The following is a 13,665-nucleotide window of genomic DNA, read 5'->3' as shown; positions in this document are numbered from 1 at the left end:
TGATCCTGATCGTCGCGGGACAGCCAACCAGATCGGCGCCCGGTTCGCGCAAGAGGGTGGCCGTAGCCGGTCAGTGCACACCGTGCGGCCGGAACTGGATGCTGATGCGCGGACCCGCGGCCCGGGCCGTCTTGGGCACGCAGTGTTCCCAGGTGCGCTGGCAGGAGCCGCCCATCACGATCAGGTCGCCGTGCCCGAGCGGCCGCCGCACGGTCGTGCCGCCCCCGCCGACCGGGCGCAGCAGCAGGTCCCGGGGCTCGCCCACGGAGAGGATCGCGACCATCGTGTCCTGGCGGGCGCCCCGGCCGATCCGGTCGCCGTGCCAGGCCACGCTGTCCCGGCCGTCGCGGTAGAAGCACAGCCCGGCGGTGGTGAACGGCTCGCCCAGCTCGCCGGCGTAGTGCCGGGACAGGGCGGTGCGGGCCTCGTCGAGGACGGGGTGCGGCAGCGCGTCCCCCGCCGTGTAGAAGGCCAGCAGCCGCGGTACGGCGACGACGTTGTCGTACATCTTCCGCCGTTCCGCGCGCCAGGGGACCTCCGCCGCGAGCTGTTCGAAGAGGGCGTCGGCGCCGCCGAGCCAGCCGGGCAGCACGTCGATCCAGGCGCCCGCGCCCAGCTCGGTCCGGTGCAGTCCGGCGAGCGGGCCGAGCCGCAGCTCGTCGGTCTGGTCGAACAGCGAGCCCTGGAGGTGCGTGGACATGGGTCCAGCGTACTCCTTAATCGAAAATGTGTTCCCTTGATTCCGGCCGGGCCGCCGGGGTGCCTTCGAGGCGCCTCTTTCGATACACCGCCGTATCGGATACATTCCCGTATCGAACGGAGGTGCCATGATGGAACAGACGGCCAGGCGCGTCACCCGGCGCCGGGTGCAGACCCGGGCCCGACTGCTCGACGCCGCGTTCCGCGTGTTCGCGGCCAAGGGCTTCGGACGCGTCTCCATCGAGGAGGTCTGCGAGGCGGCGGGCTTCAGCCGGGGCGCCTTCTACTCGAACTTCGCCACCCTGGACGAGCTGTTCTTCGCCCTCTACCGGGAGCGCGCCGACCTCATCGCCGCCCAGGTCGCCGACGCCCTCGCCCAGGACGGCCCCGACCTCGACGTGCCGGCCTCGGTGGACCGGGTCACCGAGGTGCTGCTGCTCGACGTCGACTGGCTGCTGGTGAAGACCGACTTCCTGGTCCACGCCGCCCGCGACCCGGTCGTCGCCCACGCCCTGCTCGACCACCGCGCCCGGCTCCGGGAGGCGATCGCCGACCGCCTCTTCCGGGCCCGGGGCCACACCGAACTGCCCGCCGTCCTGGGCGCCGCGGACGACGCCGCGCACGCCGTGGTCGCCGCGTACGACGGCGTCACCACCCAACTGCTGCTGGACAAGGACCTCGACGCCGCGCGCGCGTGGCTGAAGCAACTGCTCAGCGCGCTGCTCACCGACGGCAGCGGCTCCCCATCGACGCACTGAGGAAGGAACCTCCACGCCATGGACGCGGACGTCATCGTCGTCGGAGCGGGCCTCGCCGGCCTGGTCGCGGCGCACGAACTCACCAGCCGGGGCCGCCGGGTGGCCCTGGTCGACCAGGAGAACGCCGCCAACCTCGGCGGCCAGGCGTTCTGGTCCTTCGGCGGGCTCTTCCTCGTCGACTCGCCCGAACAGCGCCGCCTCGGCATCAAGGACTCCTTCGACCTCGCCTGGAACGACTGGCGGGGCAGCGCGCAGTTCGACCGGCTCGACGACGAGGACTCCTGGGCGGTGCGCTGGGCCCGCGCCTACGTGGAGTTCGCGGCCGGCGAGAAGCGCTCCTGGCTCCAGGGGCACGGCATCGAGCTGCTGCCCACGGTCGGCTGGGCCGAGCGCGGCGACCTCAGGGCGGACGGCCACGGCAACTCCGTCCCCCGCTTCCACATCGCCTGGGGCACCGGCACCGGAGTCGTCGAGCCCTTCGTCGGGTACGCCCGGCAGGCCGCCCGGGACGGGCTGCTGACCTTCCACCACCGCCACCGGGTGGACGAACTGGTCATCGAGGACGGCACGGCACGCGGGGTACGGGGCACCGTCCTCGCCGACGACCGCTCACCGCGCGGCGCGGCCTCCAACCGCGACGCGGTCGGCGACTTCGAACTCACCGCACAGGCCGTCGTCGTCACCACCGGCGGCATCGGTGCCGACCACGAGATCGTCCGCCGCCACTGGCCCGAACGGCTCGGCACACCCCCCGCCGAGATGGTCACCGGCGTCCCCGCCTACGTCGACGGCCGCATGCTCGACATCAGCGCCGAGGCCGGCGTCCGCCTGGTCAACCGCGACCGCATGTGGCACTACACCGAGGGGATCCAGAACTGGGACCCCATCTGGCCCGGCCACGGCATCCGCATCCTGCCCGGCCCCTCCTCGATCTGGCTCGACGCCCTCGGCCGCCGGCTGCCCGACCCCTGCCTGCCCGGCTACGACACCCTCGGCACCCTCAGGCACCTGCGCACCACCGACGACATCGCCGGGTACGACCACTCCTGGTTCATCCTCACCCGGAAGATCATCGAGAAGGAGTTCGCGCTCTCCGGCTCCGAGCAGAACCCCGACATCACCGCCAAGGACCGCAAGGCGGTGCTGCGCGACCGGCTTCTCGGCAAGGGCGCGCCCGGCCCGGTGCGGGCCTTCCTCGACAACGGCGCCGACTTCGTCACCGCGGGCAACCTGGAGCAGCTGGTCGGGAAGATGAACGGCCTCACCGGGAAGACGCTCCTCGACGCCGCCGAGGTGCGCCGCCAGATCGAGGCCCGTGACCTCCAGATGGCCAACCCGTACAGCAAGGACTCCCAGGTCCAGGGCATCCGCAACGCTCGCCGCTACATCGGCGACCGCCTCGGCCGGGTCGCCTCCCCGCACCGCATCCTCGACCCGGCCGCGGGCCCGCTGATCGGCGTCCGGCTGCACGTGCTGACCCGCAAGACCCTCGGCGGCATCCAGACCGACCTCGACTCGCGCGCCCTCGGCGCCGACGGGGGTCCGATCGAGGGGCTGTACGCGGCGGGCGAGGTGGCCGGCTTCGGCGGCGGCGGCGTCCACGGCTACAACGCCCTGGAGGGCACCTTCCTCGGCGGCTGTCTGTTCTCGGGGCGCGCGGCCGGCCGGCACGCCGCTCGGCAGACCGGCTGACGTCAGCCGGTCAGCAGGTCCGCCAGCACATGGGCATGGCTCTGTCCGGGCGCCTTGGACGCCGTCAGCAGGGTCACCCTGCCCTCGCGGACCGACTTCCTGAGGCCGTCGAGCAGCTCGGCGGCCTCGGGGGCGTCGAGTTCCGCCTCGTAGCGCCGGCGGAAGTCCTCGTACGAGCCCTCCCCGCCGTGGTACCACTTGCGCAGCTCGGAGGAGGGCGTGAGCCCCTTCGGCCACTGGTCGACGTGTGCCTCGTCCTTGGCGAGGCCGCGCGGCCACAGCCGGTCGACCAGCACGCGCAGGCCGTCGTCGGGCTCGGGCGGTTCGTAGATCCGGCGCACTCGCACGCTCACGGGTCGGGCCCCCTCTCGGGACGGCGGACGGCACAGCGAGCCTACTGCGGTGTCCGTCGGGCGGCGACGCGGCGTGACTTGACCAAAATGAGAGGGAGACCGGGCCGCCCGCGCCCCTAGTCTGTCGGCTGATCACCAGCCACCCCCTGAGGAGCGCATGTGTCGCCATCCCGCAGACAGCCCGCACCCCGCCCCGCGGCGGTCCCCGGCCGCAGGGCCGTCCTGGCCACCGTCCCCGTGGCCGTGGCGGCGCTCCTCGGCGCCGCAGCACCGGCGGGGACGGGCACGACCGGCGCGGCCGGCGCGGGCGACCCGTACTTCCCGCTGAGCGGCAACGGCGGCTACCACGTGGGGCACTACGACCTGATGCTCCGCTACGACACCACCGGTGGCCTCGACGCCAGGGCGGTCCTCACCGCCCGCGCCACCCAGCGGCTCACCCGCTTCGACCTCGACCTCCAGGGCCTGAAGGTCACCGCCGTCACCGTCGACCGCGGTGCCGCGGCCTTCCGGCGCTCGGGGCAGGAACTCGTCGTCACCCCGCGCCACGCCCTGCGCGCAGGCCAGGGGTTCAGCGTGGCCGTGGCCTACCAGGGCACCCCGAAACCGGTCACCGACCCGGACGGCTCCCAGGACGGCTGGATCCCCACCGACGACGGAGCCTTCGTCGCGGGCGAACCCCAGGGCGCGATGACCTGGTTCCCGGCGAACAGCCACCCCAAGGACAAGTCGTCGTACGACTTCACCCTCACCGTGCCCAAGGGCCGCACCGCCGTCGCCAACGGTCGCCTGCTCGGACAGAGCACGGCGGGCGGCCGCACCACCTTCCGCTGGCGCGAGACCCGGCCCATGGCCGCCTACCTGGCCACCGCGACCATCGGCACCTTCCAGGTCCAGCGGTACACCACCCACGACGGCATCGAGGTGTACAACGCCGTCGACCCCCGGGAGGCGCACGCCTCGGCGCCGGTGCTGGCGCAGCTGCCCTCCGTCCTGGACTGGGAGAGCAAGCTGTTCGGGCCGTACCCGTTCCGGGACGCCGGGGCGATCGTCGACCACGCGAAGGTCGGCTACGCCCTGGAGACCCAGACCCGGCCGCTCTACGACTCCGCGCCCGACATCAGCACCCTCGTCCACGAGAGCGCCCACCAGTGGTTCGGCGACTCCGTCTCGCTGACCGCCTGGAAGGACGTCTGGCTCAACGAGGGCTTCGCCACCTACGCGGAGTGGCTGTACGCCGAGCAGCACGGCGGCCAGAGCGCCCAGAAGGCCTTCGACGCCCTCTACGCGCGCCCCGCGGGCAACGAGCTGTGGGCCTATCCGCCCGCCGACCCGGGCAGCGGCAAGAACATCTTCGGCACGCCCGTCTACGCCCGCGGGGCCATGGCCCTGCACGAGCTGCGCAAGGCCGTCGGCGACCGGGACTTCTTCCGCATCCTGCGGGCCTGGGCGACCGGGCACCGCGACGGTCACGGGACCACCGCGCAGTTCGTCGAACTCGCGAAGCGGGTGTCCGGCAAGTCCCTCGACGGGATGTTCCACACCTGGCTGTACGCGAAAGGCAAGCCGAACATCGGCTGAATCCCGACCAGTTCCCAACGAACCCTGACCAGTTCCAAACAATTGTCGGCTTAGGGTCGACAATATGATCAACCGCAGAACCGCCGTCACACTCCTCGCCTCCCCGCCGCTGCTCACCGGCTGCGGCGGCGGAGCCGAGGCTACCGAGCGCCGGACGACATCCAACCCCCCGGCGCCGACGGCGAGCCCCTCCACCGAGTTCCGGGCCGAGCAGGCGCCCCAGGGCATACCCGGACTCGGCCCCACCCGCTCGGCCGCGATACCCGAGCGCTGCGAGCAGGTCGTCGTCGCCACCGGGCGCGGCAAGGACTCCCCGGTCTGCACGGTCGTCCTGCACCAGCGCACCAGCGAGGGCTGGCAGGCGGGCGAGGCCTGGCCCGCCCACAACGCGCTGCACGGCTGGAGCGCCCACCACATGCTGGGCGACCTGCGCTCCCCGCTCGGCGTCTACACCCTCTCCGACGCCGGCGGCCTGCTCCCCGACCCCGGCAGCAGACTCCCGTACCACCGGTCCGGCGGCTTCCACTCGCCCGGCAGCGGCTTCGAGGGCGAACCCCTCGAAGGATGCTTCGACTACGTCATCGCCATCGACTACAACCGCAGGGCCGGCACCTCGCCCCTGGACTGGACCCGCCCCCTCGGCGCCCGGCGCGGCGGGGGAGTCTGGCTGCACGTCGACCACGGCGGGCCCACCCACGGCTGCGTCAGCGTCGCCAAGGCGCACATGAAGGACCTCCTGCGCACCCTCGACCCGGACCGGCATCCGGTCGTCGTGATGGGGTACGCCGACTGGCTCGCCGTCTGAGCCGCCTAGGATCCGAACCCGTGTGCGCACATGTACTGGTCGCCGAGGACGACGAGAAGCAGGCCGAACTGATCCGGCGGTCCCTGCTGGCCGAGGGACACACCGCCACGGTGGTGCACGACGGCGCGGCCGCGCTCGACGCGGCCCGCCGCCTCGGGCCCGACCTCCTCGTCCTCGACCTGATGCTCCCGGTCGTCGACGGCTTCGGGGTCTGCCGTGAGCTGCGCGGGGCCGGCGGCCCGGACATCCCCGTCGTGATGCTCACCGCCCGCTCCGCCGAGGAGGACGTCCTGCTCGGTCTCGAAGTCGGCGCCGACGACTACATGACCAAGCCGTACAGCCCGCGCGAGCTGATGGCCCGGATCCGCACGGTCCTCAGACGCAGCGGGCGGGGCGCCACCGCCCGCGGCGACGACCCCCAGGTCCGGGCCGCCGGGATCAGCGTCGACCCGGTGCGCCACGAAGTGCGCTGCGACGGCGCACCGGTGGAGTGCACCCCGGCCGAGTTCCAGATACTGCTCGCCATGGCGGCCGAGCCGGAACGGGTCTTCTCCCGGCGCCAGTTGCTCCAGTGCACCCGCGGCTTCGACCGGGCGTCCACCGAGCGCGCCGTCGACGTGCACATCATGAACCTGCGCCGCAAGATCGAGGCCGACCCGCGGCGCCCGGCGCGGCTGCTCACCGTGTTCGGCGTCGGCTACAAGCTGAGCGGCGCGCGGCCGTGAAGCGCCGGATCCCGCTGCGCAAACGGCTGCTCGTCCGCCTGCTGTTCGTCTCCGCCCTGATCGCCGTCTGCTCGGTGGCGGCCACCGCCTGGCTCGCGGTGACCACCACCACCAGCGCCCTGAAGGAGGAGCAGGGCCAGGACCTGGCCGCGGACAACAGCATCCTGGCGCAGCTCAGCGGGTACGCGGCCACCCACGCCGACTGGGCCGGCGTCCAGCGCACCGTCCGGGAACTGGCGGCGAGGACCGGCCGCCGGATCGCCCTCACCACGTCCGACCGCACCCTCGTCGCCGACTCCGCGCCCCGCGGCACCCCGCTGCCGCCCCGGCCCGCCGCGACCGTCGACCCGCTGCGCACCGACACCTACACGGAGACCGGCGCCCAGCTCAGCGGCATCGACCCGCGCGTGGTGGGCCCCTACCGGCTCTCCGCGAAGGAACGCGCCGGCCTGGACGGGCTGGCCGCCCGGCGCAGGCAGTGCTACGCGCGGTTCGGCGTGGGGACCACGGTGGTGCGCACCCCCAGCGGGCGGCCCGTGCTCACTGGCACCGACGGCACCGACCCCGGCCGCTTTGGGGTGACGGAGTGCGAGGACGGCAAGCTCAACGCGCCCACCTCCACCGAGCGCACCGCCCTGGACGCGTTGTCGCAACTCGCCCGGCCCTGTCTGAAGAAGGCCGGACTGGACTTCGGCGGGCCCCTGTTCCTCACCTTCGACCCCAGCGGCAAGGACCCCTTCGGCGCCGGCTACCTGGTCGCCAAGTACGCCGCGGTGGGCAGGGGCGCGACCGTACGGGCCGCCCAGCACTGCGTCCTGACCGCCCGCCGCACCCAACTGGAGCCCTACGTCGCGCCGGTGGCGGACCTCTTCCTCGGCATCGGCGACCAGAACCCCTCCCGCTTCGACATGTCCCCGGCCAACAAGGCCAAGGTGGTCTCCGCGGCCGGACTGGTCCTCGCCGTCACCGTCGCCGTGACCGCCGCCGTCGCCGTCCGGCTGGTACGGCCGCTGCGCGCGCTGACCGCGGCCGCCCAGGCACCGCCGGAGCTGCACGTGCGGGTGCCGGTCACCACCCGGGACGAGACCGGCATCCTCGCCGAGGCGTTCAATGACCTGGCCGAGCGCCGCGAGCGGCTGGAGGCCCAGCGCAGGGCGATGGTCAGCGACATCGCGCACGAACTGCGCAGCCCGCTCACCAACATCCGCGGCTGGCTGGAGGTCGTCCGCGACGGCGTCGTCGACCCCGACCCGGCCCTGCTGGACTCCCTGCACGAGGAGGCGCTCGTCCTGCAGCGGATCATCGACGACCTCCAGGACCTCGCCGCGGCCGACGCCGGCACGCTCCGGCTGCACCGCGAGCCGCTGCGCGCACGCGACCTGCTCGACCAGGTCGCCGCGGCGCACCGCGTCGCCGCCGACGCCGCCGGGGTGTCGCTCGGCACGGCCTGCGACCCCGCGGCCTGGCTGGACGCCGACCCGGTGCGGATGCGCCAGGCGCTCGGCAACCTCGTCTCCAACGCGCTGCGGCACACCCCCGCCGACGGCACCGTGACGCTGGCCGCCCGCCGGGACGGCGACGTCGTCGTCCTCACCGTCGCCGACACCGGTGCGGGCATCGCGCCGGAGGACCTGCCGCACGTCTTCGACCGGTTCTGGCGCGCGGAGAAGTCCCGCAGCCGGCGCACCGGTGGCAGCGGCCTAGGGCTGCCGATCGTCCGCCACCTGGTCGCCGCCCACGGCGGCACCGCGCAGGCGGCGGGCGCGCCGGGCGAGGGAGCGCTCTTCACCCTGCGGCTGCCGGCCGCGGAACCGCCGGCCGAGGAGCGGTGAGGGCGCGTCCGCGGACACGGCGAGGGCCCCGGCGCGCGTCCCAGCCTCATCGAGGGCCGGGATGCGGGCCGGGGCCCCGGGGGCGAGCCGCCGGTTCAGCCCGAGCGCGGCCGGGAGCGGGCGCGGCGCCGCAGGGCGCGGCGCTCCAGATCGGTCGTACCGCCCCAGATGCCGATGCTCTGCCCGGTCTCCAGCGCCCAGTCCAGGCACTGCTCCGTCACGGGGCAGCGCCCGCACACCGCCTTGGCCCGCTGGGTCTGCACCTGTGAGGGCCCGGTGGTGCCGATGGGGAAGAACAGGTCGGGGTCCTCGTGACGGCACGCGGCATGGTCGCGCCAGTAGTCCATGGAAGTCTCCCTGGATCTGATCGAAGTCGTCCGTGGCCTTTGTGTGTTTCGTTCTTCGGTTCGGGTGACCGGTCGAGGCGGGGTGAAACGGCGCGGCCGCCGGGACGACGCGATCCGGTCACCACGCGCGCGGACGCCCGGAGGAGCCGTTGCGCGCTCGACGGGCCGGGAAAGGGCGCCGCGGGCCGTCGGCCCGGGGGCGGCCGTGCCCGACCGGGCACACCGGTGACGAGGGCTGCGCGGCGACGACCGGATGGGCCGTCCGCCGGCTGCCGCGGCACCGCGCGAACACGTTACTCCGCTTCCGGCCGGCGGGAGCCGGGCGTGCAGCCGTCGGCCCGTCAGCGCCGCAGGGCCTCGGCCGCGGTCGCCGTCACCGCCTCGGCCAGCGCCGCCAGCGCGGGGGAGTCGAGCCTCCACTGCTGCCAGTGCAGCGTGACGTCCATCCACTCCCCGGGGGCGAGGAGGACCAGCCGGCCCTCCGCGAGCAGCGGGTCCGCCTGGACCTCCGGGACCATGCCCCAGCCGAGGCCGGCGGCGACCGCGTCGAGGAAGCCCTCCGAGGTCGGCACGTGGTGCCGGAAGGGTCCGGCGGACCCCCTGCCCAGCCGTCGTACGAAGGCGTCCTGGAAGTCGTCCTTGCGGTCGAAGACCACGACGGGGGAGTGGGGCAGGGCCTCCGGCAGCGGCCGCCCGGCGAGATGGGTGCGGGTGAACTCCGGTGCGCCGACCGGCAGATAGCGCATCCGGCCGAGCGGGCTGACGGTGCAGCCGGGCACGGGGTCCGGCGAGGAGGTCACCGCCGCCATCACCAGCCCCTCCCGCAGCAGGGCCGCCGTGTGGGCCTCGTCCTCGCGGCGCAGCTCGAAGCAGAGCCCGGGCACCCGGGTGAGCGCCGGCAGGAACCACGTCGCCAGCGAGTCCGCGTTCACCGCGACGGACACCCGCGTCGGCTCCCCGGCGCCGCTCAGCCCCAGCTCGCCCCAGGCGTCCCGCTCCAGCCTGGCGAGCTGGCGCGCGAACCGCACCAGCACCGCGCCCGACTCCGTGGGCCGCACCGGCTTGGTGCGCTGGAGGAGCACCCGCCCGGTGCGCTGTTCGAGTGCCTTGACCCGCTGGCTGACCGCCGACGGCGTCACATGCAGGGCGGCGGCCGCCGCGTCGAAGGTGCCCTCGTCGACCACGGCCAGCAGCGTCCGTACCTGCTCCAGCGGAAGGTCCATCACGATCGCTAAGGATACGTAAGAATCTTTAGCTGTACTTGTGCTCCGTGGCAACCTTAGTTTCGAAGGCATGAGCGCCTCCCTGACCGCTGTGGTCGCCGGTTTCGGCACCGGCCTGTCCCTGATCGTCGCCATCGGAGCCCAGAACGCCTTCGTCCTGCGGCAGGGGGTGCGCCGTGACGCCGTACTCGCCGTGGTCGGGATCTGCGCGCTGTCCGACGCGGTGCTGATCTCGCTCGGCGTCGGCGGGGTCGGCGCGGTCGTGGTGGCCCGGCCGGGCGCGCTCAGGGCGATCGCGGTCGTCGGCGGCGTCTTCCTGCTCTGCTACGGCCTCCTCGCGGGCCGCCGGGTCCTGCGCCCCGGCACCGGTCTCCTGGCCGAGGGCGAGGCCGCCGGGTCCCGGCGCCGGGCGGTGCTCACCTGCCTGGCGATGACCTGGCTCAATCCGCACGTCTACCTGGACACCGTGTTCCTGCTCGGCTCCCTAGCGGCCGACCGTGGGCCGCTGCGCTGGACCTTCGGGCTCGGCGCCGCGCTCGCCAGCCTGTGCTGGTTCACCGCGCTGGGCTTCGGCGCCCGGCTGCTCGGCCGCTTCCTGGCCCGGCCCGGCGCCTGGCGCGTCCTGGACGGCCTGGTCGCCGTCACCATGCTGGCGCTCGGCGTCTCGCTGCTCACGGAAGGCTGAGACAAGTAGTTCGCTCCGCGAAGGACTTGCTGTAATAGTTAGGCTCTCGAAGCGAAAAGATGTAGCGAGCAACCAGGACATCAGTGGACACCAGCGAGAGCAGCAGTACCGGTACCGACACCGCGACGCCCGCGGCCGACGACGCCCCGCCACGGCGGGGCTGGCGCCGCTGGGCGATGGACACCCGCCCGCTGCGCATCCCGGCCTACCGGCGTCTTTGGTCCTCGACCATCGTCACCGCCGTCGGCAGCCAGCTCACCGCGGTCGCCGTCCCCAAGCAGATCTACGACATCACCCACTCCTCCGCCTGGGTCGGCTACGCGAGCCTGGCGGGCCTGGTGCCCATGGTGGTGTTCGCCCTGTGGGGCGGGGCGGTCGCCGACACCGTGGACCGCCGCAGACTGCTGCTGGTGACCAACATCGGGATCGCGGTGACCTCGCTGCTGTTCTGGGCGCAGGCCGTCACCGGACTCGACTCCGTCGTGGTGCTGATGCTGCTGCTCGCCCTGCAGCAGGCGTTCTTCGGCCTCAACTCACCGGCCCGCAACGCCTCCATCGCCCGCCTGGTCCCCGCCGGCGAGCTGCCCGCCGCCAACGCGCTCAGCTCCACGGTGATGCAGACCGGACTCGTGGCCGGCCCGCTGCTCGCCGGCATGCTGATCCCGGTCATCGGGCTGCCCGAGCTGTACCTCATCGACGCGCTCGCGCTGTGCGTGACGGTGTGGGCCGTCTTCCGGCTGCCCGCGCTGCCGCCGCTCGGCGACGCCCCGGGCCGCCGCGCCGGGGTGCGCGAGATCGCGGCCGGGTTCCGCTACATATCCCTGCACAAGGTGCTGCTGCTGTCCTTCCTCGCCGACATCGTGGCCATGGTGTTCGGCATGCCCCGCGCCCTCTTCCCGCAGCTGGCCGCGCAGACGTACCACTCCTACGGCGAAGGCCTCGCGCTCGGTGTGCTGTTCGCCGGCATCCCGGTCGGCGCGGTGCTCGGCGGGCTGTTCTCGGGCGTGTTCTCCCGGGCCCGCCGGCACGGCTGGATGGTCATCGGGGCCGTCGTCGGCTGGGGTGTGGCCATCGCCGGGTTCGGGCTCAGCGGCAACCTCTGGGTCGCCATGGCGTTCCTCGCCGCGGCCGGTGTCGCGGACATGGTCTCGATGGTGTTCCGGGGCGCGATCCTGCTGTCGGCCGCGACCGACGAGATGCGCGGCCGGATGCAGGGCGTGTTCACGGTCGTCGTGGCGGGCGGCCCGCGCCTGGCCGACGTGCTGCACGGCACCGCCGGCTCCGCGTTCGGCATGCGCGCCGCCGTCGCGGGCGGCGGCGCGCTGGTCGTCGTGCTCATGCTCGCGCTGGCCGCCGCCGTGCCGGCGCTGCGCCGCTACCGGATCTGAGGACCTACAACGCGCTGCGGCGGCGCAGCGCGTACTGGTCCATCAGTTTCCCGCGGGTCGTCTCCAGGCGGTTGGCGAGGATCTCGGCCACCGTCCGCACCAGCGAGAGCCCGAGCAGCGGATCCTCCACGCAGATCGCGAGCACCGAGGGCCCGTCGAACTCGTAGGCCCGTACGTTGCTGAAGGCCACCGCGCCGAAGTCCCACTGGTAGGGCGGGAACAGCCAGGACCAGCCGAGCAGGTCGCCCGCGCCGAGCGTGGCCACGGTCACCCGCTGGCGCGAGGTGACCTGCTGGTCCAGATGGACCGCGCCCGAGCGGATCACCCAGAACCGGTCGGCCGTGCCGCCCGCCTCGAAGATACGGGTGTCCTCCGGGAAGGAGATCTCCTTCGCCAGCTCCATCAGGCGCTCTCGCTGCGCCTGGGGCAGGGCGGTCAGCAGTTTTATCGCTTTGGTCATGGCGCGGGGCTCCTCGCCGGCGGCGGTTCGGGTGCTTTCCCTAAGCCCATTTCAGCCGCTGCCGTCGGCCCGGGCACCTCGAACGACGCGGCTTTCCCGGCCCCGCCGCCGTCCGGGCAGAAAAAAGCCCTGGCTGGACGGGGGAGACCAGCCAGGGCCGTTCGCGGTGACGCGGGGCGGCGGGGAGCGAGGCTCCGGCCCACTCGCGCATCACGTATGGATGAACGATAAACCATCTGGTGTTCGATCCGAAAATCGGGACAGCTCACGTGACCCGCCTCGCTCCCTCCTCCGCCGGCGGGGGCCCGCCCGGGCTGACGATCTCGTCCAGCACCCGCAGGACCGCCTCGTAGGCCCGCGCCCGGACCGACGCCTCCCGCGCGCCGTCCGGATCGGTCGCCGTCAGGCCCTGCGCACGCTGCGCCCACACCCGCTCCGCCTCGGCCGCGTGGTCCCGGCCCCGCTGGATACGCCGCAACAACTCGTCCGCGTCCACCACATCGGTCATGGGGTCCGGGTACCCGCCCGGTCCGCCGTGATGGCATCCGCACCGAACGTGTTTGGGGGCGCCGTCGGCGGTCAGCCGCATGGGGAGAGACCACACGATGCGGGCACAGGCCCGTCCGATCCCGGCAAGCCCAGGGAGGAAAGGATGCCCGACCAGCACCGGACCGGCTCCGCCGCGACCCTCCGGGAACCCCGCCGGCCACCGTCCCGTCCGGCGGAGGCCCGCAGAACCGTGCGGCACGTGGTCGCCGAGCGGTGCCGGGACCGCGCCATCCCGTGCGGCGCCCAGGCCATGGAGGACGCCCTTCTGGTCACCTCGGAACTGACCACCAACGCCATCCTGCACGGCGACGGCATCACCGGCTTCGACGTCGACGTGGACTCCGCGGGGGTACGGCTGTCGGTGAGCGACCGCAGCGACGAGATACCCGTGGCCACCGCGCCCATGGGCGACCCCGGCCACTCCCAGCCGCACGGCCGCGGCTGGCTCATCGTCTGCCGGCTGGCCCGGGATGTGCGGGTCGCGGAACTGCCCAGCGGAGGCAAGCGCATCACCGCCGTCGTACCGCTCCGCTGAACACCCGTCGGTGGACTTGGGCCGCACCGGCGT

At 73.4% G+C, this 13,665-nt stretch carries 15 protein-coding genes; 9 read left to right on the top strand and 6 right to left on the bottom strand.

Annotation, left to right across the window (positions count from 1 at the left end):
• Positions 1-70: 70 nt before the first annotated feature.
• The gene (locus ACZ7FF_RS20700) at positions 71-700 is read right to left on the bottom strand and encodes an alpha-ketoglutarate-dependent dioxygenase AlkB (RefSeq protein ID WP_470813695.1); all 630 of its coding nucleotides are present in this window, start codon (positions 698-700) and stop codon (positions 71-73) included.
• A 127-nt stretch (positions 701-827) separates the two neighbouring features.
• Between ACZ7FF_RS20700 and ACZ7FF_RS20695 the strand changes: the two genes are divergently transcribed.
• Both ACZ7FF_RS20695 and ACZ7FF_RS20690 read left to right on the top strand, forming a co-directional pair.
• On the top strand, positions 828-1,457 hold the full coding sequence (locus ACZ7FF_RS20695) for a TetR/AcrR family transcriptional regulator (RefSeq protein ID WP_470813694.1): 630 nt from the start codon (positions 828-830) through the stop codon (positions 1,455-1,457).
• An 18-nt stretch (positions 1,458-1,475) separates the two neighbouring features.
• Positions 1,476-3,149, top strand: coding sequence for an FAD-binding dehydrogenase (locus tag ACZ7FF_RS20690; protein WP_470813693.1), 1,674 nt, complete (start codon positions 1,476-1,478; stop codon positions 3,147-3,149).
• Positions 3,150-3,151: 2 nt separating this feature from the next.
• Here ACZ7FF_RS20690 and ACZ7FF_RS20685 read toward each other — a convergent pair whose 3' ends face one another.
• The gene (locus ACZ7FF_RS20685) at positions 3,152-3,502 is read right to left on the bottom strand and encodes a DUF488 domain-containing protein (protein WP_470813692.1); all 351 of its coding nucleotides are present in this window, start codon (positions 3,500-3,502) and stop codon (positions 3,152-3,154) included.
• Between the two features lie 159 nt (positions 3,503-3,661).
• Here ACZ7FF_RS20685 and ACZ7FF_RS20680 point away from each other — a divergent pair, with 159 nt between their 5' ends.
• From ACZ7FF_RS20680 to ACZ7FF_RS20665, 4 genes are all read left to right on the top strand, one after another.
• Positions 3,662-5,083, top strand: coding sequence for a M1 family metallopeptidase (locus tag ACZ7FF_RS20680; protein ID WP_470813691.1), 1,422 nt, complete (start codon positions 3,662-3,664; stop codon positions 5,081-5,083).
• A 64-nt stretch (positions 5,084-5,147) separates the two neighbouring features.
• The gene (locus ACZ7FF_RS20675; protein WP_470813690.1) at positions 5,148-5,888 is read left to right on the top strand and encodes a L,D-transpeptidase family protein; all 741 of its coding nucleotides are present in this window, start codon (positions 5,148-5,150) and stop codon (positions 5,886-5,888) included.
• A gap of 20 nt (positions 5,889-5,908) precedes the next feature.
• Positions 5,909-6,613 (top strand): response regulator transcription factor, encoded by a 705-nt coding sequence (locus tag ACZ7FF_RS20670; RefSeq protein WP_470813689.1) that lies wholly within the window; start codon positions 5,909-5,911, stop codon positions 6,611-6,613.
• Positions 6,610-8,445 carry a sensor histidine kinase gene (locus ACZ7FF_RS20665; RefSeq protein WP_470813688.1) on the top strand — a complete coding sequence of 612 codons (1,836 nt, stop codon included), beginning with the start codon at positions 6,610-6,612 and terminating at the stop codon, positions 8,443-8,445. The genes ACZ7FF_RS20670 and ACZ7FF_RS20665 overlap by 4 nt, the downstream gene beginning before the upstream one ends.
• 95 nt (positions 8,446-8,540) lie before the next feature.
• On the opposite strand, the gene ACZ7FF_RS20660 is transcribed toward ACZ7FF_RS20665, so the two are convergent.
• Positions 8,541-8,792, bottom strand: a complete 252-nt coding sequence (locus ACZ7FF_RS20660; RefSeq protein ID WP_470813687.1) for a WhiB family transcriptional regulator — start codon at positions 8,790-8,792, stop codon at positions 8,541-8,543.
• Positions 8,793-9,133: 341 nt separating this feature from the next.
• Complete coding sequence (locus tag ACZ7FF_RS20655) at positions 9,134-10,021, bottom strand: LysR family transcriptional regulator ArgP (protein WP_470813954.1); 888 nt, start codon at positions 10,019-10,021, stop codon at positions 9,134-9,136.
• Between the two features lie 64 nt (positions 10,022-10,085).
• Between ACZ7FF_RS20655 and ACZ7FF_RS20650 the strand changes: the two genes are divergently transcribed.
• The gene (locus ACZ7FF_RS20650) at positions 10,086-10,700 is read left to right on the top strand and encodes a LysE/ArgO family amino acid transporter (protein WP_470813686.1); all 615 of its coding nucleotides are present in this window, start codon (positions 10,086-10,088) and stop codon (positions 10,698-10,700) included.
• An 83-nt stretch (positions 10,701-10,783) separates the two neighbouring features.
• The gene (locus ACZ7FF_RS20645) at positions 10,784-12,088 is read left to right on the top strand and encodes an MFS transporter (protein WP_470813685.1); all 1,305 of its coding nucleotides are present in this window, start codon (positions 10,784-10,786) and stop codon (positions 12,086-12,088) included.
• Positions 12,089-12,092: 4 nt separating this feature from the next.
• Here the strand turns inward: ACZ7FF_RS20645 and ACZ7FF_RS20640 are convergent, their stop codons facing one another.
• Together ACZ7FF_RS20640 and ACZ7FF_RS20635 are read right to left on the bottom strand one after the other, a co-directional pair.
• Positions 12,093-12,548 (bottom strand): cyclic nucleotide-binding domain-containing protein, encoded by a 456-nt coding sequence (locus ACZ7FF_RS20640; RefSeq protein ID WP_470813684.1) that lies wholly within the window; start codon positions 12,546-12,548, stop codon positions 12,093-12,095.
• 265 nt (positions 12,549-12,813) lie between these two features.
• Positions 12,814-13,056 (bottom strand): hypothetical protein, encoded by a 243-nt coding sequence (locus ACZ7FF_RS20635; RefSeq protein WP_470813683.1) that lies wholly within the window; start codon positions 13,054-13,056, stop codon positions 12,814-12,816.
• Positions 13,057-13,200: 144 nt separating this feature from the next.
• Here ACZ7FF_RS20635 and ACZ7FF_RS20630 point away from each other — a divergent pair, with 144 nt between their 5' ends.
• A complete protein-coding gene (locus tag ACZ7FF_RS20630; RefSeq protein WP_470813682.1) occupies positions 13,201-13,632 on the top strand; it encodes an ATP-binding protein in 432 nt (143 codons plus the stop codon).
• The last annotated feature ends 33 nt before the right edge of the window (positions 13,633-13,665 follow it).

The sequence above is a fragment of the Streptomyces sp. NPDC037126 genome, assembly GCF_055605965.1.
This window is presented reverse-complemented; position numbering and strand designations above follow the sequence as displayed.